An 18,632-nucleotide genomic window follows, 5' to 3' on the forward strand; every position below is an offset into this window, starting at 1 on the left:
CCTAGTCCGTCAGGATCAGGGCCGGACCGCCCTCGGCGCGGACGGCGGCGCCGAGCTCCAGCCCCAGGGCCCGGGCCTCGTCGGCGGCGTCCGGGCTGGACAAGGTGATCGAGCCCTCTCGGCGGAAGCGCTGGGCGCCGTGGGGGGTCAGGGCCTCGACGATCATCGTCAGGGCCAGGCCGTCCAGGCGGGCATGGGCGCCGACCGCCGTGCGGCACGAGCCCTCCAGGGCGTAGAGCGCGCCCCGCTCGGCGGCGACGGCCAGGGTGGTCGCCTGGCAGCGCACGGCTTGCAGCCAGGGCAGGTCGACGTCCTCGGCGCGGGTCTCGATGACCAGGGCGCCCTGGCCCGGCGCGGGCGGGGCGGCCAGCGGGTCGAGCCAGCTGCGGGTCAGGTGGCCCAGGCTCAGGCGGTTGAGGCCCGACTGCGCCAGCAGGATGGCGTCGGCCTCGCCGCGCTCCAGCTTGGCCAGGCGTGTGTCGACATTGCCCCGCAGCATGACGATCTGGAGATCGGGCCGCACGTGCAGCGCCTGGGCCTGCCGGCGCAGAGAGGCGGTACCTAGGCGGGCGCCTTTGGGGAGGTCCTCCAGGCGCTCGGCCACGTGGCTGATGAAGGCGTCGCGCGGATCCTCTCGTTCGGGCGTGGCCGCCAGCACCAGGCCGGGTGGCAATTCGGCGGGCATGTCCTTCAGCGAATGGACCGCGCAGTCGATGCGGCCGTCCAGCAGGGCCTCCTCGATCTCCTTGGTGAACAGGCCCTTGCCGCCGATCTCCATCAGCCGGCGGTCCTGGATGCGGTCGCCGCTGGTGACGATCGGGATCAGCTGGGCGAAGGCGTCAATCTCCTCGCCGGGCGCCCAGCCGAGTGCGGTCGCGATGCGAGCCTGCATCAGGCCGGACTGGGCCAGCGACAGCTTCGAGCCGCGCGCGCCGATGCGGATGGGTTGCCGGGACACGGTGGGGGCGTTACCTGCAGAGCGAATAAGAGCCTTCGCTGCTACAGGAGCGGCGGGACCCCGGCAACCGAATGACGCCCCTTACGGAATCGACGCTCACCATCCTCGGCCTGGAGACCAGCTGCGACGAGACCGCCGCGTCCGTCGTGCGCCGGGACGGCGACGGCCGTGTCGAGGTGCTGTCGTCGATCGTCGGCACCCAGTTCGAGCAGCACGCGCCATTCGGCGGCGTGGTGCCCGAGATCGCCGCCCGCGCCCATGTGGAAGCCATCGACTCCGTCGTCGCCGAGGCGATGCGCGCGGCCGGGATCGGCTTCGACGCCCTGGACGGGGTGGCCGCCACCGCCGGGCCGGGCCTGGTGGGCGGGGTGATGGTCGGCCTGGCGTTCGGCAAGGCGGTGGCCCTGGCCCGCGACCTGCCGCTGGTGGCGGTCAACCACCTGGAGGGCCATGCGGTCTCGGCCCGGCTGGGGGCGCGGGTGGACTATCCATTCCTGCTGCTGCTGGTGTCCGGCGGTCACTGCCAGCTGCTGGAAGTGGCCGGGGTCGGGGCCTGCACCCGTCTGGGCACCACGATCGACGACGCGGCCGGCGAGGCCTTCGACAAGATCGCCAAGAGCCTGGGCCTGCCCTATCCCGGCGGTCCGGCCCTGGAAAAGCTGGCGGCGTCCGGCGACCCGACCCAGTTCGACCTGCCCCGCGCCCTGCTGGGCCGCAAGGACTGCGACTTCTCGTTCTCCGGCCTGAAGACCGCCGCCGCCCGCCTGGCCGAGAAGCTCACCTCCGAACAAGAGCGCGCCGACCTGGCCGCCGCGGTGCAGTTCGCCATCGCTCGCCAGCTGTCCGAGCGCACCGACCGGGCGATGAAGCTCTACGCCGCCAGCCATCCCGGCCAGGCTCTGCGCTTCGTCGTGGCGGGCGGGGTCGCGGCCAATGGCGCGGTGAAGGCGGCGCTGCGCAAGAACTGCGACGACAACGGCTTTTCGTTCGACGCCCCGCCGCTGGCCTATTGCACCGACAACGCCGCCATGATCGCCCTGGCCGGGGCCGAGCGGCTGGCGCTCGGGATTTCCGACGACCTGGACGCCGTGGCGCGTCCGCGCTGGCCCCTGGACGAGGCGGCGGCGTTGTCCCATCCAAGCAACAGTTTCGGCCGCAAGGGAGCCAAGGCATGACCTTCCAGCACGCGGGCGTCATCGGCGCGGGGGCCTGGGGCACGGCCTTGGCCCAGGTCGCGGCCAGGGCTGGCCTGCGGGTCACCCTGCAAGCGCGGGAATCCGAGGTAGTCGCCTCTATCGCCACCGACCGCGAGAACACGATGTTCCTGACCGGGGTAAAGCTGGAGGACGCGATTACCACCTCGGCCGACATGGCCGCCCTGGCCGCCTGCGACCTGATCCTGGCCGTGCCGCCGGCCCAGCACCTGCGCTCGGCCCTGGCCGCCCTGAAGCCGCACCTGAAGGCCGGCGTCCCCGTGGTGCTGTGCTCCAAGGGCGTCGAGCAAGGCACGCTGAAGCTGATGAGCGAGGTGGCCGCCGAGGTGCTGCCCGGCGCGCCGATCGCCGTTTTGTCGGGCCCCAGCTTCGCCGGCGAGGTGGCCCGCGGCCTGCCCACCGCGGTCACCCTGGCCTGCGAGGACGAGGGCCTGGGCCGCCGCATCGGCGAGGCCATCGCCATCCCGGCCTTCCGTCCCTACTGGGCCGCCGACGTGATCGGGGCCGAGGCCGGCGGGGCGGTGAAGAACGTCCTGGCCATCGCCTGCGGCATCTCCGAGGGCAAGGGCCTGGGCCGCAGCGCCCACGCCGCCCTGATCACCCGCGGCTTCGCCGAACTGACCCGCCTGGCCGTGGCCCTGGGCGGCAAGGCCGAGACGGTCGCCGGCCTGTGCGGCCTGGGCGACCTGGTGCTGACCTGTTCCAGCCCGCAGTCGCGCAACATGAGCGTCGGCCTGGCCCTGGGCGGCGGCCAGACCCTGGACCAGGCCCTGGCCGGCAAGGTCTCGGTGGCCGAGGGCGTCGCCTCGGCGCCCGCCGTCCGCGCCCTGGCCCGATCGCTGGGCGTCGAGACCCCGATCTGCGAGGCCGTCGCCGCCATCCTGGCCGGCGAGGTCGACGTCGACAGCGCCGTCTTGGGCCTGCTCTCGCGGCCTCTCAAGGCCGAGGTCTGACTACGATTGGGGACAGGCGCATGCGCCTGTCCCCGTCCGCATCCTGAAAGGAACCGCCCATGCCGCTCTACGCCATCGTCTGCAAGGACAAGCCCGGCGCGCTCGAGACCCGTCTGGCCACCCGCCCCCAGCACCTGGCCTATCTGGCCGAATCGAAGATCCTGAAGCTGGCCGGGGCCTTGCTGGATGACGCCGGCAATCCGGTGGGCTCGATCCTGATCGTCGAGACCGAAGACAAGGCCGCCGCCCACGCCCAGGCCGACAACGACCCCTATACGGCCGCGGGCGTCTTCGAGAGCGTGGAAATCCACGCCTGGCGGCTGGCGGTGGGCTCGGCCTAGCGGCGCGGTCGTCCCGGCTGACCGCCCGCGCTGAGCCCCATGTCCCGCACCGACCCTTCCAACCCCGCTCGGCCCGCCACCGGCACGATCCTGTGCCCGCTGGACGAGGTCGCCTCGCCCGGCGCGCGGGGTTTTCGCTTCCGAGTCGAGGACGCGGTGTTCGCCGGCTTCGTCGTCCGGCGGGGCGAGGCCGTGGTCGGCTATGTCGACAGTTGCCCGCACGCCGGCTGGCCGCTGGCCGGGCCGAACGGCCGGTTCCTGACCCGCGAGAACGACCTGATCCTCTGCGCCGGCCACGCGGCCCTATTCCGGATCGAGGACGGCGCGATGGTCGCGGGTCCTTGCCAGGAGGTCGCCCTGACGCCATGGCCGGTGCGGGTCGAAGGTTCGGATATCGTCGTCGCCTAGAACCTCGTCTTAACCCGTTCGACCTAGGCTTGCGCTCGACACAAACCGGGAAACCGCGCCATGGCCGACGGGTCCACGACCAATTTCGACGCCGAACTGACCGACGCCCAGGATGCGCGCGGCCTGGGGGCCAAGCTGCGCTCGTTCGCCAAGGTCAATCCGCGCTTCGCCCCCGACCTAGCCCGCACCATGCTGGCCAAGCGCGACCATTCGGTGGTCGACGCCTTCAACGCCCATAGCGAGAAGACCGGCTACGAGTTCACCTCGGGCTGGGCCTCGAACAACATCCCGTTCGTCACCCCGCTGCTGCGCGACTTCGCCCAGAAGCGCGGCGACGCGCCGATCCGCTATCTGGAAATCGGGGCCTATGAAGGCCGCAACCTGGCGTTCATGGACTGGCTGATGCCGGACCGCCTGGACGTCACCGTCATCGACCCCTGGTTCGACGAGGCCCTGAACCCGGAAGAGAAGTACCACGCGGTCGAGCCGCGCTTTCACCGCAACATGGCTCGCACCTCGTTCCGATCGATGACCGCCCGCAAGGGCTTCTCGACCTATGAGCTGCCCAAGATGCTGGCGGCCGGCGAGCAGTTCGACCTGATCTATGTCGACGGCAGCCATACGGCCCTGGCCGTGCTGATCGACCTGTGCTTCTGCGCCAGCCTGCTCAGCGTGGGCGGCATGATGGTGTTGGACGACTACTGGCACGACATCAGCGAGATCGGCGGACCCGGCGTGAAACAGGCCACCGACCAGTTCTTCGGCGCGTTTGGGCGCTATTTCGAGATCACGGCCGTGTACCGCCAGGTGGCGCTGACCAAGATCGCCGAGATCCCGCGGTAGGGCCTAGTCGGCGACCAGCGGCTTCTGGCCGAAGCATCTCTGGAATGACCAGAATGCGTCCTTGTCCGCGGCGCAGGCAGGTCGGGTGGTAAGCGCTAAACGGGCTACGGTCTCGCCATAGGCCAAGGTGGGGCTTGCCCCGCCGCAAGCGCTGGCCGACGTCGTGCGCGCTCCCGCCCGGCCGGTCGCGCCCATGAACACGGCCCAACCATGGCAGATGGGCGGCAGCGGCGGTCGAGGCATGCCGAACGCTGGCTCCGGCCGGGGCTTGAAGCGGCGCGGCTTGAAGATCCCGCCTTCCGTCTTCGCCAGGATCGACCAGCTCTCGCGCGGCAGGTCGACTACCCGTTCGGATCCGCCACGATCCTTGAAGGTCAGGCTGACCGCGCCCTTGCGCGAGCGTTCGACCTGCAGGCTGGGCATGGGCAGTATGCCATATGGATCGCTGTAGACCACCTGCCGCACCTGGCGCCGCGTGGCCTGGATTCCGGCCAACGGCGTCAGACCAGCCGCGACCAGCCTTTCCTGTTCGAAGTCCCGTTGAACCTTCTGGCTCCGGTCGAAGCGTTCGCGCTGACTGTCCCGCGCATGGGCGGCGCCGGACAGACCGAAACTCAACGCAATAGCGGCCAGCATCCATGCAACTCGCGCCATCATTCCAACCCTCAGCCAGAAACAACTTCCAGGCGAGATTAGACGAGCTTCGACGACGCGCAAATCATGACCGCTAAACCCTCTTCTCCGCCGAGAACTCCGCCAGGTCCTCGATCAGCGACCTGGCCGCCTGGGCGACCAGCGCCCCGCCCTTTTCCGGCGTGGCCTGGGCTGGGTCCGACCCCATGCGGCCGTCGGCGTAGCGGGCGCGGAAGTCCAACGCCTCGCGGATCGGGCCGGTCGGGGCGATCTTCGGCTCGTAGGCGGCGGTCTTTATGCTGTCGGGATAGCCCCACTGGGTCACGGCGATCTCGGACGGGGTGGCATGGCTGCCGTGGCCGACCGGGAACTGCTGGTTGGCCAGGTTCATCACGCCCTTCAGGTCCCACCAGTTCTTCAGCTTCAGGGCGAACGGCGCGCGTTCCTTGCGGAAGCTGTACTCGGCGTAGATCTCCGAAAAGGCCGCCTCGATCGAGGCGACGTTGCCGCCGTGGCCGTTGAGAAAATAGATCCTCTCGAAGCCATGGGCGCCCAGCGAGCGCACCCAGTCGCCGATCGCGGCAATGAAGGTCGAGGGCCGCAGGAAGATGGTCCCCGGAAAGGCCAGGTGGTGCTGGGCCATGCCGACATTGAAGGTGGGAGCTACCAGCACCGTGTCCGACTGCTTGGAAGCCTCGTGCGAGATGATCTCCGGGCACAGCCAGTCGGTGCCCAGCAGGCCCGTCGGCCCGTGCTGCTCGTTCGAGCCGATCGGCACCACCACCGTCTTCGACGTCGCCAGATAGGCCTCGATCTCGGGCCAGGTCGAAAGGGCGAGCAGCATGGCTGGAAACTCCGCGAGAAATCCTGGGCGGCGCGCCGAACGCCCCGCGCCTACAACTTGGGCACGGCTTTACGCCCATCCCAGGGTCAAGCCGACCCCATTTTGGCGACGGGAGAGACATCCATGACGTTGCAGCTCGGCGACATCGTTCCGGACTTCACCCAGGCCTCGACCGAAGGGCCGATCCACTTCCACGACTGGGCCCAGGGCGCGTGGGTGGTGCTGTTCTCGCATCCCAAGGACTACACCCCGGTGTGCACCACCGAGCTGGGAACCGTGGCCAAGCTGAAACCGGAATTCGACAAGCGCAACGTCAAGGTCATCGGCCTGTCGGTCGACGGCCTGGAGAACCACGGCGGCTGGGCGGTCGACATCGAAGAGACCCAGGGCGCGAAGTTGAACTTCCCGCTGATCGCCGACACCGACCGCTCGGTCTCCAACCTCTACGGCATGATCCACCCCAACGCCTCGGACACCCTGACCGTGCGCTCGGTGTTCATCATCGACCCGAACAAGAAGCTGCGGCTGTCCCTGACCTATCCGGCCTCGACGGGACGGAACTTCGACGAGATCCTGCGGGTGATCGACAGCCTGCAGCTGACCGACGGCCACAAGGTGGCCACCCCGGCCAACTGGACCCAGGGCGGCGACGTGATCATCGTCCCGTCGGTCGACAACGAGACGGCGAAAACGCTGTTCCCGAACGGCTGGGACGAACAGAAGCCCTATCTGCGAGTCGTCAAACAGCCGGCCTGATCCGCGAGCCTTGGACGGCGCACGCCAAACGCGTTAGGCGAGGCCTGCGCCGTTCAAAGCCGAGGCTTCCATGACATCGATCCTGCTCGCCCTCGTCCTTGGGGCGGCGACCATGGCGCCACCGGCCCAGGACCAGGCTGGCAACCGCCTTGAGGCCTTCGCCGCGACGCCGCCGCAAGGGCCCGAAGGTGCGCCGCCGCTGCATTGCACCGCCGACCGCGGCTGGTGCGCGGAGATCAGTCGCGACGTCGACCAGAACACCTCGGCGTTGCACGTGTTCGCCGGAACGCCGACAGGCCAGCCGCCGGCCGCGACCCTGGACCTGGGCAGTGATGACAATGACGACCTGGCGTTGTGGCCGTCGATCGTCCGCATCGCTGGACCCGATCCGGGCGTGATCGTCGGGGTCCAGCGCCATGTCAGCACCAGCTATTCCGGCGGCGGCGGCGCGGCCACCCAGCTCCAGCTTATCCGCGTGCGGGGCGACACGGCCAAGCCGGTGCTGAGCGCGCCGATCTTCGGTTCACTGCTGATCCGCGCCTGTTTCGGCGAACGCGACTTCTGGCTGCGACGCGGCGCCTGCCACGACGAGTATGATTTCGCCGGCGACCTGACGCTGGATCCGACCACCGCCGCAGGTCCGCCGCGCCTGGTGTTCGCGACCAAGGCCACCACCTTCCCCGCCGGAGCCCTGCGGGCCGGGGACGCCGCGCGGGGCCGGCTGCGGGCCCGCGACCTGATCACCGTTCCCGATCCCGCCTGCAGCTACAGGCGGATCTTCGCCGTCGACCCGGCTTCGGACGTCTACGCGCCCGACAGGCCCCTGCCCGGGTGCGAAGCCTACACCGTGCCCTGAACGGACAATCGTTTCGGAGAAATCGCAGTGGTCTTCTTGCGCGGGGCATCCCACCGCGCATAACTCCGCCGCAACGAGATCATGGGAGTATGCGGCGTGAGCGACGGACAGGTTTTTCCGGTTCCCGACGACTGGGCGGGCAAGGCCCATATCGACGCCGCCGGCTACGAGGCCGCGGTGGCGCGGGTCGAGTCCGATCCCGAGGGCTACTGGCGCGACCTGGCCGGCCGGTTGGACTGGATCCAGGCGCCGACCAAGATCAAGGACGTCTCGTTCGCCAAGGACGACTTCCACATCCACTGGTACGCCGACGGCGTGCTGAACGCCTCGGCCAACTGCCTGGACCGCCACCTGCCGCACCGCAAGGACGAGGCGGCCCTGGTCTTCGAGGGCGACGAGCCGGGCCATTCCTACACCGTGACCTATGGCGAGCTGCACGAGCAGGTCTGCCGGATGGCCAATGTCCTCAAGGACCTGGGGGCCAAGAAGGGCGATCGGGTCACCATCTACCTGCCGATGATCCCGCTGGCGGCCGTGGCCATGCTGGCCTGCGCGCGGATTGGCGCCATCCATTCGGTGGTGTTCGGCGGCTTCTCGCCGGACTCGATCGCCGGCCGTATCCAGGACTGCGAGAGCCGCCTGGTGATCACCGCCGACCAGGGCTGTCGAGGCGGCAAGCGCGTGCCGCTGAAGGCCAATGTCGACAAGGCGCTGGAGCAGTGCCCGCAGGTCGACAAGGTGCTGCTGATCCGCTGGACCGGCGCCGAGGTTCCCGTGGTCGAAGGCCGCGACGTGGTCTGGGACGACGTCAAGGACGCCGCCTCGGCGACCTGCGCGCCCGAGCCGATGAACGCCGAGGACCCGCTGTTCATCCTCTACACCTCCGGCTCGACCGGGAAGCCCAAGGGGGTGATGCACACCACCGGCGGCTATCTGGCCTGGGCCAGCTGGACCCACGAGGCGGTGTTCGACTACCGACCGGGGGAAGTATTCTGGTGCACGGCCGACGTCGGCTGGGTGACCGGCCACAGCTATGTCGTCTACGGCCCGCTGGCCAACGGCGGGACCAGCCTGATCTTCGAGGGCGTGCCCAACTATCCGACCCCGGCCCGGTTCTGGGAGGTGGTCGACAAGCACAAGGTCGAGATCTTCTACACCGCCCCCACGGCCCTGCGCGCCCTGATGCGCGAGGGCGACGACCACGTGACCAGGAACGACCTGTCGTCCCTGCGTCTGCTGGGCAGCGTGGGCGAGCCGATCAATCCGGAAGCCTGGCTCTGGTACCACCGCGTGGTCGGCAAGGAGCGCCTGCCGATCGTCGACACCTGGTGGCAGACCGAGACCGGCGGGATCCTGGTCTCGCCCTTGCCCGGCGCCACAGCCCTGAAGCCCGGTTCGGCCACCAAGCCCCTGCCCGGGATCAAGCTGCAGCTGGTCGACGCCGACGGCAAGGTCCTGGAGGGCGCCACCGAGGGCAACCTGGTGATCACCGACAGCTGGCCGGGCCAGATGCGCGGCGTCTACGGCGACCACGACCGGTTCTTCGCCACCTACTTCTCGGCCTATCCGGGCAAGTATTTCACCGGCGACGGCTGTCGGCGCGACGAGGACGGCTATTACTGGATCACCGGCCGGGTCGACGACGTGATCAACGTTTCCGGCCACCGCCTGGGCACGGCCGAGATCGAGAGCGCCCTGGTCGCCCACGACACGGTCGCCGAGGCCGCCGTGGTCGGGTATCCGCACGACATCAAGGGCCAGGGCGTCTACGCCTATGTGACGCTGAAGTCGGGGGTCGAGGCCACCGACCAACTGCGCAAGGACCTGATCCTCTGGGTGCGCCGGGAGATCGGCCCGTTCGCCGCGCCGGACCTGCTGCAGTGGGCGCCGGGCCTGCCCAAGACCCGCTCAGGCAAGATCATGCGTCGCATCCTGCGCAAGATCGCCGAGAACGAACTGGGCAGTCTCGGCGACACCTCGACCCTGGCCGACCCGTCGGTGGTCGACGACCTGGTGAAAAATCGCGCCAACACCTGATGCGCCGTGGACGGAAACTCGGCTAGGCTTGGCCCATGCGTGGCCAGGCCCTTGTCGTTGCGTTCGTGATGCTGGCGACCTCGCCGGTCGCCAGCGCGCGGGAGGCGAGGCCCGACTGGCTTCGCCGGATCGAAAGCGGCGACGTCGCGCTGGAAGCCCATACCGATTCCAGCGGTCGCGGCGGCCAGGTGCGGGCGATGATCGACATCGCCGCGCCGCCCCAGGTGGTCTGGGCAGCGATCCTCGATTGCGAGCGGGCCGCGCGGATGACGCCCAGCGTCAAGCGCTGCACCGTGCTGTCGCGCGACCCATCAGGCCGGACGGAGCTGCGCGAGCACGTGGTCAAGTGGAGCTTCCTGCTGCCGGCCCTGCACTCGACCTCGCGCCTGACCTTGGAACCGTATCGGCGCATCGGCTTCCGTTGCGAGGCCGGCGACATCAAGGACTGCGAAGGCCAGTGGCTTCTGGAGCCGCTCGGCGGCGGCCGGGCGACCCGCGTCACCTACGAGAACCGCGCCACCGCGCCATTCGGCCTGCCCAACGGCGTGACGACCATGGCCATGCGCCGCGACGTCCCCGCCGCCCTGCGGGCCCTGCGCCGCGAAAGCGTGGCGGCGGCCCGATGAACGCCGCCACGCCTCCCGAGCTGGACGGGCTGTGGTTGTTCGACGGGGTCTGCAACCTGTGCTCCGGCTCGGTCCGGGCGGTGCTGGCCATCGACCGCAAGGGCCTGATCCGCTTCACCCCGATCCAGTCGACCTATGGACGGCGGTTGTCCCTGGACCATGGGATCGATCCGGACCAGCCGACCAGCTTCCTGTTCCTCCACGGCGGCCAGGCGCTGGAGAAGAGCGCGGCGATCCTCGCCTTGTTGCGGCGGCTGGGCGCGCCCTGGTCGTGGCTGGCCGTGATCGGCGTCCTGCCCCGCGCCTGGCTGGACGGCGCCTATGACGGGCTGGCCGCCAACCGCTACCGGCTGATGGGCAGGCGCGCGACCTGCATGCTGCCGACGCCCGAGCAGCGGGCCCGCTTCGTCCTGGAGCCGCCGATTTCATGAGCGGCGACCGCAAGCGCATCGTCCTGGTCGGGGCCAGCGGCGTGTTCGGCCGCAGGCTGGCGGCGATGATCGCCCGCTGGCCCGATGTCGTGCTGGTGCTGGCGGCTCGCGACCTCGTCCGCCTGGAAGCCGTCGCCGCCGACCTGGCCAAGACCAGACCCGCCGCGAAGATCGAGGTCGCCCGGCTCGACCGCCTGGACCCCAAGGGCTTGGCGGCCCTGGGCGCCTGGGCCGTGGTCGACGCGGCCGGACCTTTCCAGGGCCAGGACCACGCCTTCCCGCGCGCGGTGCTGGCGGCCCGCGCCCACTATGTCGACCTGGCCGACGCTCGCGACTTCGTGGCCGGCTTCGAGGCGGCGCTCGACGGGCCCGCCCGGGCCGCCGGCCGCTGGGCGATCACCGGCGCCAGCTCGACCCCGGCGCTCAGCCACGCCGCCCTCGACGCGATGACCGCCGGCTGGACCCGGATCGACCGGATCGAGGCGGCGATCTCCCCAGGCGCGCGGGCGCCCCGCGGCCTTTCGGTGATCCGCGCCATCCTGGGCTGGGCGGGCGCGCCGGTCCGCGTGTTCGCCCAGGGCCATTGGACGACCCGCCCCGGCTGGAGCGATCCGCGCCGCACGGCCATGCCCGGCCTTGGCCGCCGCTGGACCAGCCTGGCCGAGACGCCCGATCTCGACCTGCTGCCCGTCCGTTTCCACGTCCGCCGCGACGCGGTCTTCCGCGCCGGGCTCGAACTGCCGATCCTGCACCTGGGGCTATGGGCGCTGAGCCTGTTTCGACGCGCCCGGCTGGTCCCGACCCTGGAGCCGCTGGCCGTGCTGCTGGGCGAGGCGGCGGGCCTGGCGGCGCCGCTGGGCTCGGATCGCGGCGGCATGGTCGTCGGCGCCGAGGGCCTGGACGCCGACGGCGGGCGGCGCCTGGTGCGCTGGAGCCTGTGCGCCGAGGCCGGCGCCGGTCCCCACACCCCGGCCGCCCCGGCGGCGGCCACCCTGCGCGCCCTGCTCGACGGCCGTCTGGGCCAACCCCGCGCCACGCCCTGCGTCGGCCTCGTCGGCCTCGACGCGATCCTGGACCAATTGAGCGACCTGCCGATCCGGACCCAGGTCGAAAGTCAGGACCCGGACACGCCCGGCCTGTTTCCCCGCCTGCTGGGCGAGCGGTGGGCGACGCAGCCCGATCTCGTCCGCCACGCCCACGGCGGGACCGTCTCGGTCACCCTGACAGGACGAGCCCGGGCGCGCGGCGCGTCCGGCCTTGCCGCTCTGGTCCGCCGCCTGCAGGGCCTGCCGCCGACAGGCCTTTACCCGACCACGGTGACGATCACCCCGACGGCCGGCGGTGAACGCTGGGTCCGCCGGTTCGGGACCCGGACCTTCGGCTCGAGGATCGCGCCGGCCCGCGACGATCCCTGGACGTTCGAGGAGACGGCCGGCCTGCTGACCTTCCGCTTCTCGGTCGCGCCCTATCCCGGCGGCTTTTCCTGGATCTTCGAGGGCTGGCGGCTGGGGCCCGTTCCCCTGCCCCGCGCCTGGGCGCCGCGCATCCGGGCCAGGACCTTCGCCCCCTCAAGCCAGAATGGCGACGGCGCCTACCGCTTTCGCGTCCTGGTCGCCCATTCCTGGCTGGGCGTGATCTTCGGCTATGCCGGCCGGCTTTCATGACAAGACGGTAATCTTGGCGCCCTCGGCCCGGGTGCTAGGGTCGCGCCCTCAAGCTTTCGGAGCGCCGTCCTCATGATCCGTCCCGCCGCCAAGGCCGCCCTCGTCGCGCTGGCCCTTTCGACCACCGCGCTTTCGCCGCTGCTTGGGGGAGGACCGGCCCTGGCTCAGACGAAGGCGGTTCCGGCGGCGGCCGGCGTGGTGGTGCCCCCGATCGTCTACAAGGAGCGGACCCTGCCCAACGGCCTGAAGGTCTACGCCTCGCGCGACACCAGCACGCCCAACGTGACGGTGCAGGTCTGGTACGGCGTCGGCAGCAAGGACGACCCGGAGGGCCGCTCGGGCTTCGCCCACCTGTTCGAACACCTGATGTTCAAGTCGACGCGCAACATGCCCAACGAGTTCTTCGATCGGCTGACTGAGGACGTCGGCGGGTTCAACAACGCCTCCACCTACGACGACTTCACCAACTATTACGAAGTGGTGCCGGCCAACCACCTGCAGCGGCTGCTATGGGCCGAGGCCGAGCGCCTGGGCTCGCTGGTCATCGACGACGCGGTGTTCAAGTCCGAGCGCGACGTCGTCAAGGAAGAGCTGCGCCAGCGGGTGCTGGCCAATCCCTACGGCCGGTTCTTCGCCCTCAACATCACCAAGGCCTCGTTCGCCGACCACCCCTACAAGCGCCCCGGCATCGGCTCGATCGAGGAGCTGGACGCCGCCACGGTCGACGACGTGCGGGCCTTCCACCAGGCCTATTACCGCCCCGACAACGCCGCCCTGATCGTGGTCGGCAATTTCGACGAGGCCCAGCTCGACGCCTGGATCGACCAGTATTTCGGCCCGCTGAAGGCCCCCGCCGCGCCGATCAAGCAGGTGACCACGGTCGAGCCGGCCCGCACCGGCCCCAAGGTGGTCACCACCTACGGCCCCAACGTGCCGTTGCCGGCCGTGGCCATGACCTGGCTGGCCCCGGCCGCCGCCGATCCGGACGTCCCGGCCCTGGCGGTGCTGGACGCCATCCTGTCGGCCGGCAAGTCGTCGCGCCTCTATGACAGCCTGGTCTATGACCAGAAGATCGCCCAGCAGATCTTCTCCGCCGCCCCCAACAACGCCCAGCCCGGGCTGTTCTACGTCGGGGCGATCATGGCCGGCGGCAAGACGGTCGAGCAGGGCGAGGCCTCGCTGAGCGCCCAGGTCGCCAGGCTGCGCACGACCCCGCCCACCGCCGCCGAACTGGCCGAGGCCAAGGCCGGCCTGCTGGCCGACGCCGTCCGCGGACGCGAGACCATCGACGGTCGCGCCTTCGCCATCGGCTACGCCCTGCGCACCGAAGGCGACGCCCAGCGCGCCAACACCGACCTGGCCGCCCTGCAAGCGGTCACCGCCGCCGACGTCCAGCGCGTCGCCGCCAAGTATCTGGCCGACGATCGCAAGGTGACGGTCCGCTACCTGCCCGAATCGGCCAAGCCGGCCGGCGCCAAGGACCCGTTCGAGGCCCCCAAGACGGTCCCTTCGGTGACCTATAGCGGCCCGGTCACAGCCCTGGCCCCGGAAGCCGAGCGCGTCGCCCCGCCCGCGCCCAGCGCCCCGGTGTCTCCGGTCCTGCCCGCGCCGGTGGAGAAGACCCTGGCCAACGGCCTGCGGGTGATCGTCGCCAAGAGCAGCGACCTGCCGCTGATCACCGCCGACCTGACGGTGCGCGGCGGGTCGGGCGCGGACCCGGCGGGCCTGGCCGGCGTCTCCAGCCTGACCGCTGAACTGCTGACCGAAGGCACCAAGACCCGAACCGCCACCCAGGTGGCCGCCGCCACCGAGGCCCTCGGCGCCAATCTGGAGGCCGGTTCGGGCTGGGAAGCCACGTCCCTGACCCTCAGCGTCACCGCCGACAAGGCCGCGCAGGGCCTGTCGATCATGGCCGATGTCGCCCAGAACCCGACCTTCAAGGCCGAGGAGCTGGAACGGGTCAAGACCGAGACCCTCGACGGCCTGTCGGTCAGCCTCCAGCAGCCCGGCTCGGTGGCCAGCTTCGTCGTACCGACCGTGATCTATGCCGGCTCGGGCTACGGCCACGTGGCGGGCGGCACCCCCGGCTCGCTGCCGAAAATCCAGCGCGACGCCCTGGTCAAGACCCACGCCGCCAACTGGCGCCCCGACAACGCCATCCTGGTGCTGACGGGCGACCTGACTCCCGAGCAAGGCTTCGCCCTGGCGGAAAGGGCGTTCGGCGGCTGGACTAAGCCGGCCGGCCCGCCGCCGGCCCCGGTCAAGGGCCCGACCGGCTACGCCGCCCGAAACGTGGTCGTCGACCTTCCCGGCACAGGCCAGGCCGCCGTCGTGGTGACCAAGCCGGCGATCCTGCGCGCCGACCCGCGCTACTATGCCGGCCTGGTCGCCAACGGCGTGCTGGGCGGCGGCTATTCGTCCCGCCTGAACCAGGAGATCCGCATCAAGCGCGGCCTGTCCTACGGCGCCAGCTCCAGCCTCTCGCCCCGCGCGGCCATCGGCGGCTTCTCGGCCAGCGTCCAGACCAAGAACGAGTCCGCCGCCCAGGTGGTGGGGCTGATCAAGGACGAGCTGACCCGGCTGGCCGCCGAGCCGGCCTCGGCCGCCGAACTGGCGGCCCGCAAATCGGTGCTGGTCGGCGGCTTCGGCCGCGACCTGGGCACCTCGGAGGGCCTGGCCGACATCCTGGGCAACCTGGCGATCTATGGCGTGCCGCTGAACGAGATCCAGGCCTATACTGGCAAGGTCGAAGCGGTCAGCGCAGCCGACGTCCAGGCCTTCTCCAAGGCCGTGCTCGATCCGGCCCAGGCCAGCGTCATCGTGGTCGGCGACGCCAAGGCGATGGGCGAGGGCGTCAAGGCGGCCCTGCCGGCCGCCGTGCAGATCCCGATCGATCAGCTGGACCTGGACAGTCCGACGCTGCGCAAGGGCAACTAGCAAGCCGCGCAGGGGTTGGGGACATGTCCATGGGCATGTCCCCGTCAGCTGCGTTCGGCCGCTGTATTGAGTGGAGCTTTGAAATGTCCGAGCCGCCGCCCGCATCGCCGAGCGCCGCCCAGCTCGCCTCGCCGTCCTATCGGCTGGCGGCGCTGGACCAGGATTTCCTGCTGGGCGAATCGATGCGGGGCGTGCGGTTCCTGCTGGAGTTCGCCAAGGCCGACGAGGCCCTGCGGGCCTGGGGCGTGCGCTCGACCATCGTGGTGTTCGGCAGCGCCCGGGTGCGTGAGGACGGCCCTGGGCGGCAGGCCCACTGGTACGTCGAGGCCCGGCGTTTCGGCCGCCTGGCTTCCGAGCGCGGCGGGGCGATCCACGCCACGGACGGGATCCGCGACAACGTCATCGCCACCGGCGGCGGCCCCGGGGTGATGGAAGCCGCCAACCGCGGGGCCTGGGACGCCGGCGCCCCTTCGGTGGGGTTCAACATCACCCTGCCGCACGAGCAGTCGCCCAATCCGTACGCCACGCCCGACCTGTCGTTCCGCTTCCACTACTTCGCCATGCGCAAGATGCACCTGGCGATGCGGGCCAACGCCCTGGTGGTGTTCCCCGGCGGCTTCGGCACGTTCGACGAGCTGTTCGAGATCCTGACCCTGCGCCAGACCGACAAGGCCCCGCGCATCCCCATCGTGCTGTTCGACGAGGCCTATTGGCGCTCGGTCGTGAATTTCGACGCCCTGGTCGAGCACGGCATGATCAACGCCGCGGACCTGGAGCTCTTCCGCTTCGCCGAGAGCGCCGAGACGGTGTGGTCCACCCTGCTGGCCTGCGGCCTCAAGCCCGGCGAGTCGATCGAGCTGGAGCCCGAGCAGGCGCCACCGACCGAGCCAGCCGTCCCATGACCCTCGCCCGATGACCGAAGTCGACGTCGCCATCATCGGGGCCGGGGTCGCCGGCCTGGCCGCGGCCGCGACCCTGGCGACCGCGCCGCTGAGCACGGTGGTGCTGGAAGCCCAGGGCCGGATCGGCGGACGGGCGCACACCGTCTCGCTGGCCGGCCTGCCGCTGGACCTTGGCTGCGAGTGGCTGCATTCGGCCGACCGCAACCCGCTGGTCGCGCCGATCACCGGCTCGGGCCTGACCATCGACAAGACCCCGCCGCCCTGGGCCAATCCGGAAGCCACGGTCAATTTCAGCGCCGCCGAGCGAGAGGCCTATGGTCAGGCCTTCGCGGCGTTCGACGAACGGGTCGAGGCGGCGGCCCGCGAACCGGCCGACCGGCCCGCCTCGGACCTGCTGGAGCCCGGCGGCCGTTGGAATCCGCTGCTGAACGCCTTCAGCGCCTATTACAACGGCGCGGCGTTCGACCAGGTCTCGGTCATGGACTACGCCGCCTATGACGACAGCGAGGTCAACTGGCGGGTCGCGGAAGGCTATGGCGCGGCGATCACCGGTCTGGCCCCAGCCGGCGTCCGGATCGTTAGCGACTGTCCGGTCTCGCTCCTGCGCCACGACGGGCCGCGCCTGGCGCTGGAGACGCCCCGAGGCGTGGTCCAGGCCCGGGCGGCCATCGTCTGCGTGCCCACGGCGGTGCTGGTCGCCGGCGCCCTGCGGATCCTGCCCGACCTGCCCGCCAAGCTGGCCGCCGCCGAGGGCCTGCCGCTGGGCCTGGCCGACAAGGTGTTCCTCAGGCTCGACGAACCCGAGGCCTTCGCGGTGGAGGCGATGGTCTACGGCGCCGCCGACCGGACGGCGACGGGCTCCTATCACCTGCGCCCGCTCGGTCGCCCGATCATCGAGGCGTTCTTCGGCGGGGCGCACGCCCGCGCCCTGGAGGCCGAGGGCCCTGGCGCGGCGGCGGCGTTCGCCGTCGACGAACTGGCGGGGATCTATGGAACGGGGCTCCGGCGACGGGTCTCGGTGCTCGGGGAAACCGCCTGGGCCACCGATCCCTGGGCTCGGGGATCCTATTCCCACGCCCTGCCCGGCCGAGCCGGCGAGCGCGCCGTGCTGGCCGCGCCCGTGGACGGCCGGCTGTTCTTCGCCGGCGAGGCCTGCTCGCCCCATGCCTTCTCGACCGCGCATGGGGCTTGGGAGACAGGGGAGCGGGCGGCGCGCGAAGTGTTGGCGGCTCTGGGGATTTAAGCCCTCGAATTCCGCTCGTCCCGACATTCGCCGGGATGAGCGGAAATAGGGTTAGGCCTTGGGCTTTGGCTTGGCCGGGGCCTTCGCGGTGGACTTGGTCGCCGGTTTCGCCACGACATCGACCGCAGGCGCGACCGCCGCCTTGGGCGCAGTCGCCGGCTTGGCCAGCAAATCCCGGATCTCGGTCAGCAGCTTTTCCTCGGGCGTCGGGGCGGCCGGGGCTGGTTCGTCGGCGTCGGCGCGGCGAACCTTGTTGACCAGCTTGACCAGCAGGAACACCACGACGGCCACGATCAGGAATTGGATGACGGTGTTGATGAAGGCGCCGTACTGGACCGCCACCAACTCGACCGCCGGCGTCGTCGGGTCCTCGGGTTTGAGCACCCACTGCAGCTTGGAGAAGTCGAGCCCGCCCATCAGCAGACCGACCGGCGGCATGATCACCTGATCGACCAGGCTCTTGACGATCGAGTTGAAGGCCGCGCCGATGATGACGCCGACCGCCAGATCGATGACGTTGCCGCGCGCGATGAACTCGCGGAATTCCTTGACGATGCTCATGCTGAACCTCTTCCGACTGGCGCGAAAGGCTGAGCGCGTTCGCCTCCCTGGGTCAAGCGGCCGGCGGTCTACTCGTCGGCGTTCAGGCGACCGCGCAGTTCCTTGCCGCTCTTGAAGAACGGCACGTGCTTGGCGCGCACATCGACCGTCTCGCCGGTGCGGGGGTTGCGGCCGGCGCGGGCCGGGCGCGAGCGCACCGACAGGGCGCCGAAGCCGCGGAGCTCCACGCGACCGCCCTCTTCGAGCGCTCCGATCATGCGTTCGAGAATGACGCCGACGACCCGCTCGACGTCCTTCTGGGTCAGGTGCGGATTTTCGTTCGCGAGCCTGGCGATGAGTTCGGACTTGATCATCGATATCCCCGACGCGGCAAGGCGGTCCTGGGGAGGCAGGACCCGACGCGCGTGCGACCTTTGCCCAAGCAA

18 protein-coding genes and 1 pseudogene are annotated in these 18,632 nt (G+C 70.5%); 14 read left to right on the forward strand and 5 right to left on the reverse strand.

Annotated elements, in window-relative coordinates; genetic code table 11:
* Position 1 precedes the first annotated feature (1 nt).
* Entirely contained in the window at positions 2-958 is a 957-nt protein-coding gene (gene hemC, locus J2X41_RS04780) for a hydroxymethylbilane synthase (RefSeq protein WP_310080032.1), read from the reverse strand.
* Positions 959-1,029: 71 nt separating this feature from the next.
* Between hemC and tsaD the strand changes: the two genes are divergently transcribed.
* Genes tsaD through J2X41_RS04805 form a run of 5 tightly spaced genes read left to right on the forward strand, consistent with a single transcriptional unit; the run spans position 1,030 to position 4,717 of the window.
* Positions 1,030-2,133 carry a tRNA (adenosine(37)-N6)-threonylcarbamoyltransferase complex transferase subunit TsaD gene (tsaD, locus tag J2X41_RS04785; RefSeq protein ID WP_310080034.1) on the forward strand — a complete coding sequence of 368 codons (1,104 nt, stop codon included), beginning with the start codon at positions 1,030-1,032 and terminating at the stop codon, positions 2,131-2,133.
* Positions 2,130-3,125, forward strand: coding sequence for an NAD(P)H-dependent glycerol-3-phosphate dehydrogenase (locus J2X41_RS04790; protein ID WP_310080036.1), 996 nt, complete (start codon positions 2,130-2,132; stop codon positions 3,123-3,125). Before tsaD ends, J2X41_RS04790 begins: the two co-directional genes overlap by 4 nt.
* A gap of 59 nt (positions 3,126-3,184) precedes the next feature.
* Positions 3,185-3,466 (forward strand): YciI family protein, encoded by a 282-nt coding sequence (locus tag J2X41_RS04795; RefSeq protein ID WP_310080038.1) that lies wholly within the window; start codon positions 3,185-3,187, stop codon positions 3,464-3,466.
* Between the two features lie 39 nt (positions 3,467-3,505).
* Positions 3,506-3,874 carry a Rieske (2Fe-2S) protein gene (locus tag J2X41_RS04800; protein WP_310080040.1) on the forward strand — a complete coding sequence of 123 codons (369 nt, stop codon included), beginning with the start codon at positions 3,506-3,508 and terminating at the stop codon, positions 3,872-3,874.
* A 60-nt stretch (positions 3,875-3,934) separates the two neighbouring features.
* Positions 3,935-4,717 carry a class I SAM-dependent methyltransferase gene (locus J2X41_RS04805; protein ID WP_310080042.1) on the forward strand — a complete coding sequence of 261 codons (783 nt, stop codon included), beginning with the start codon at positions 3,935-3,937 and terminating at the stop codon, positions 4,715-4,717.
* Positions 4,718-4,720: 3 nt separating this feature from the next.
* On the opposite strand, the gene J2X41_RS04810 is transcribed toward J2X41_RS04805, so the two are convergent.
* Together J2X41_RS04810 and J2X41_RS04815 are read right to left on the reverse strand one after the other, a co-directional pair.
* A complete protein-coding gene (locus J2X41_RS04810; RefSeq protein ID WP_310080044.1) occupies positions 4,721-5,353 on the reverse strand; it encodes a hypothetical protein in 633 nt (210 codons plus the stop codon).
* A gap of 91 nt (positions 5,354-5,444) precedes the next feature.
* A complete protein-coding gene (locus J2X41_RS04815) occupies positions 5,445-6,194 on the reverse strand; it encodes a creatininase family protein (RefSeq protein WP_310080046.1) in 750 nt (249 codons plus the stop codon).
* 123 nt (positions 6,195-6,317) lie between these two features.
* Between J2X41_RS04815 and J2X41_RS04820 the strand changes: the two genes are divergently transcribed.
* The 9 genes from J2X41_RS04820 (at position 6,318) to J2X41_RS04860 (ending at position 17,646) form a co-directional block, all read left to right on the forward strand.
* Positions 6,318-6,950 carry a peroxiredoxin gene (locus J2X41_RS04820; RefSeq protein WP_310080048.1) on the forward strand — a complete coding sequence of 211 codons (633 nt, stop codon included), beginning with the start codon at positions 6,318-6,320 and terminating at the stop codon, positions 6,948-6,950.
* A 70-nt stretch (positions 6,951-7,020) separates the two neighbouring features.
* Complete coding sequence (locus tag J2X41_RS04825) at positions 7,021-7,806, forward strand: hypothetical protein (RefSeq protein ID WP_310080049.1); 786 nt, start codon at positions 7,021-7,023, stop codon at positions 7,804-7,806.
* Between the two features lie 81 nt (positions 7,807-7,887).
* Positions 7,888-9,843, forward strand: coding sequence for an acetate--CoA ligase (gene acs / locus J2X41_RS04830; protein ID WP_310080051.1), 1,956 nt, complete (start codon positions 7,888-7,890; stop codon positions 9,841-9,843).
* 35 nt (positions 9,844-9,878) lie between these two features.
* Positions 9,879-10,469 carry an SRPBCC family protein gene (locus tag J2X41_RS04835; RefSeq protein WP_310080053.1) on the forward strand — a complete coding sequence of 197 codons (591 nt, stop codon included), beginning with the start codon at positions 9,879-9,881 and terminating at the stop codon, positions 10,467-10,469.
* Positions 10,466-10,900: a DCC1-like thiol-disulfide oxidoreductase family protein gene (locus tag J2X41_RS04840; protein WP_310080054.1), complete on the forward strand. Its 435-nt coding sequence runs from the start codon at positions 10,466-10,468 to the stop codon at positions 10,898-10,900. Before J2X41_RS04835 ends, J2X41_RS04840 begins: the two co-directional genes overlap by 4 nt.
* Positions 10,897-12,564: a DUF4166 domain-containing protein gene (locus J2X41_RS04845; protein WP_310080056.1), complete on the forward strand. Its 1,668-nt coding sequence runs from the start codon at positions 10,897-10,899 to the stop codon at positions 12,562-12,564. The genes J2X41_RS04840 and J2X41_RS04845 overlap by 4 nt, the downstream gene beginning before the upstream one ends.
* A 72-nt stretch (positions 12,565-12,636) precedes the next feature.
* Entirely contained in the window at positions 12,637-15,501 is a 2,865-nt protein-coding gene (locus J2X41_RS04850; RefSeq protein ID WP_310080058.1) for a pitrilysin family protein, read from the forward strand.
* A gap of 83 nt (positions 15,502-15,584) precedes the next feature.
* The gene (locus J2X41_RS04855) at positions 15,585-16,403 is read left to right on the forward strand and encodes a TIGR00730 family Rossman fold protein (RefSeq protein WP_310080060.1); all 819 of its coding nucleotides are present in this window, start codon (positions 15,585-15,587) and stop codon (positions 16,401-16,403) included.
* Positions 16,404-16,413: 10 nt separating this feature from the next.
* Positions 16,414-17,646 carry an NAD(P)/FAD-dependent oxidoreductase gene (locus J2X41_RS04860; protein WP_310080062.1) on the forward strand — a complete coding sequence of 411 codons (1,233 nt, stop codon included), beginning with the start codon at positions 16,414-16,416 and terminating at the stop codon, positions 17,644-17,646.
* 159 nt (positions 17,647-17,805) lie between these two features.
* Here the strand turns inward: J2X41_RS04860 and mscL are convergent.
* Both mscL and J2X41_RS04870 read right to left on the reverse strand, forming a co-directional pair.
* Positions 17,806-18,207 (reverse strand): annotated as a pseudogene (gene mscL / locus J2X41_RS04865) (large-conductance mechanosensitive channel protein MscL); the annotation flags it as partial.
* A 68-nt stretch (positions 18,208-18,275) separates the two neighbouring features.
* The gene (locus tag J2X41_RS04870; RefSeq protein ID WP_007676040.1) at positions 18,276-18,560 is read right to left on the reverse strand and encodes an integration host factor subunit beta; all 285 of its coding nucleotides are present in this window, start codon (positions 18,558-18,560) and stop codon (positions 18,276-18,278) included.
* Positions 18,561-18,632 lie beyond the last annotated feature (72 nt).

It is taken from the genome of Caulobacter sp. BE254 (genome assembly GCF_031457295.1).
Taxonomy (GTDB): Bacteria; Pseudomonadota; Alphaproteobacteria; order Caulobacterales; family Caulobacteraceae; genus Caulobacter.

What these genes read in the sequence shown, in the direction of transcription:
- acs (WP_310080051.1), top strand. Translation starts at nt 7,888, where the DNA reads ATGGGAGTATGCGGCGTGAGCGACGGACAGGTTTTTCCGGTTCCCGAC.
- J2X41_RS04840 (WP_310080054.1), top strand. Translation starts at nt 10,466, where the DNA reads ATGAACGCCGCCACGCCTCCCGAGCTGGACGGGCTGTGGTTGTTCGAC.
- J2X41_RS04800 (WP_310080040.1), top strand. Translation starts at nt 3,506, where the DNA reads ATGTCCCGCACCGACCCTTCCAACCCCGCTCGGCCCGCCACCGGCACG.
- J2X41_RS04815 (WP_310080046.1), bottom strand. Translation starts at nt 6,194, where the DNA reads ATGCTGCTCGCCCTTTCGACCTGGCCCGAGATCGAGGCCTATCTGGCG.
- J2X41_RS04855 (WP_310080060.1), top strand. Translation starts at nt 15,585, where the DNA reads ATGTCCGAGCCGCCGCCCGCATCGCCGAGCGCCGCCCAGCTCGCCTCG.
- J2X41_RS04795 (WP_310080038.1), top strand. Translation starts at nt 3,185, where the DNA reads ATGCCGCTCTACGCCATCGTCTGCAAGGACAAGCCCGGCGCGCTCGAG.
- J2X41_RS04835 (WP_310080053.1), top strand. Translation starts at nt 9,879, where the DNA reads ATGCGTGGCCAGGCCCTTGTCGTTGCGTTCGTGATGCTGGCGACCTCG.
- J2X41_RS04825 (WP_310080049.1), top strand. Translation starts at nt 7,021, where the DNA reads ATGACATCGATCCTGCTCGCCCTCGTCCTTGGGGCGGCGACCATGGCG.
- J2X41_RS04810 (WP_310080044.1), bottom strand. Translation starts at nt 5,353, where the DNA reads ATGCTGGCCGCTATTGCGTTGAGTTTCGGTCTGTCCGGCGCCGCCCAT.
- J2X41_RS04860 (WP_310080062.1), top strand. Translation starts at nt 16,414, where the DNA reads ATGACCGAAGTCGACGTCGCCATCATCGGGGCCGGGGTCGCCGGCCTG.
- J2X41_RS04850 (WP_310080058.1), top strand. Translation starts at nt 12,637, where the DNA reads ATGATCCGTCCCGCCGCCAAGGCCGCCCTCGTCGCGCTGGCCCTTTCG.
- J2X41_RS04845 (WP_310080056.1), top strand. Translation starts at nt 10,897, where the DNA reads ATGAGCGGCGACCGCAAGCGCATCGTCCTGGTCGGGGCCAGCGGCGTG.
- J2X41_RS04790 (WP_310080036.1), top strand. Translation starts at nt 2,130, where the DNA reads ATGACCTTCCAGCACGCGGGCGTCATCGGCGCGGGGGCCTGGGGCACG.
- tsaD (WP_310080034.1), top strand. Translation starts at nt 1,030, where the DNA reads ATGACGCCCCTTACGGAATCGACGCTCACCATCCTCGGCCTGGAGACC.
- J2X41_RS04805 (WP_310080042.1), top strand. Translation starts at nt 3,935, where the DNA reads ATGGCCGACGGGTCCACGACCAATTTCGACGCCGAACTGACCGACGCC.
- J2X41_RS04820 (WP_310080048.1), top strand. Translation starts at nt 6,318, where the DNA reads ATGACGTTGCAGCTCGGCGACATCGTTCCGGACTTCACCCAGGCCTCG.
- J2X41_RS04870 (WP_007676040.1), bottom strand. Translation starts at nt 18,560, where the DNA reads ATGATCAAGTCCGAACTCATCGCCAGGCTCGCGAACGAAAATCCGCAC.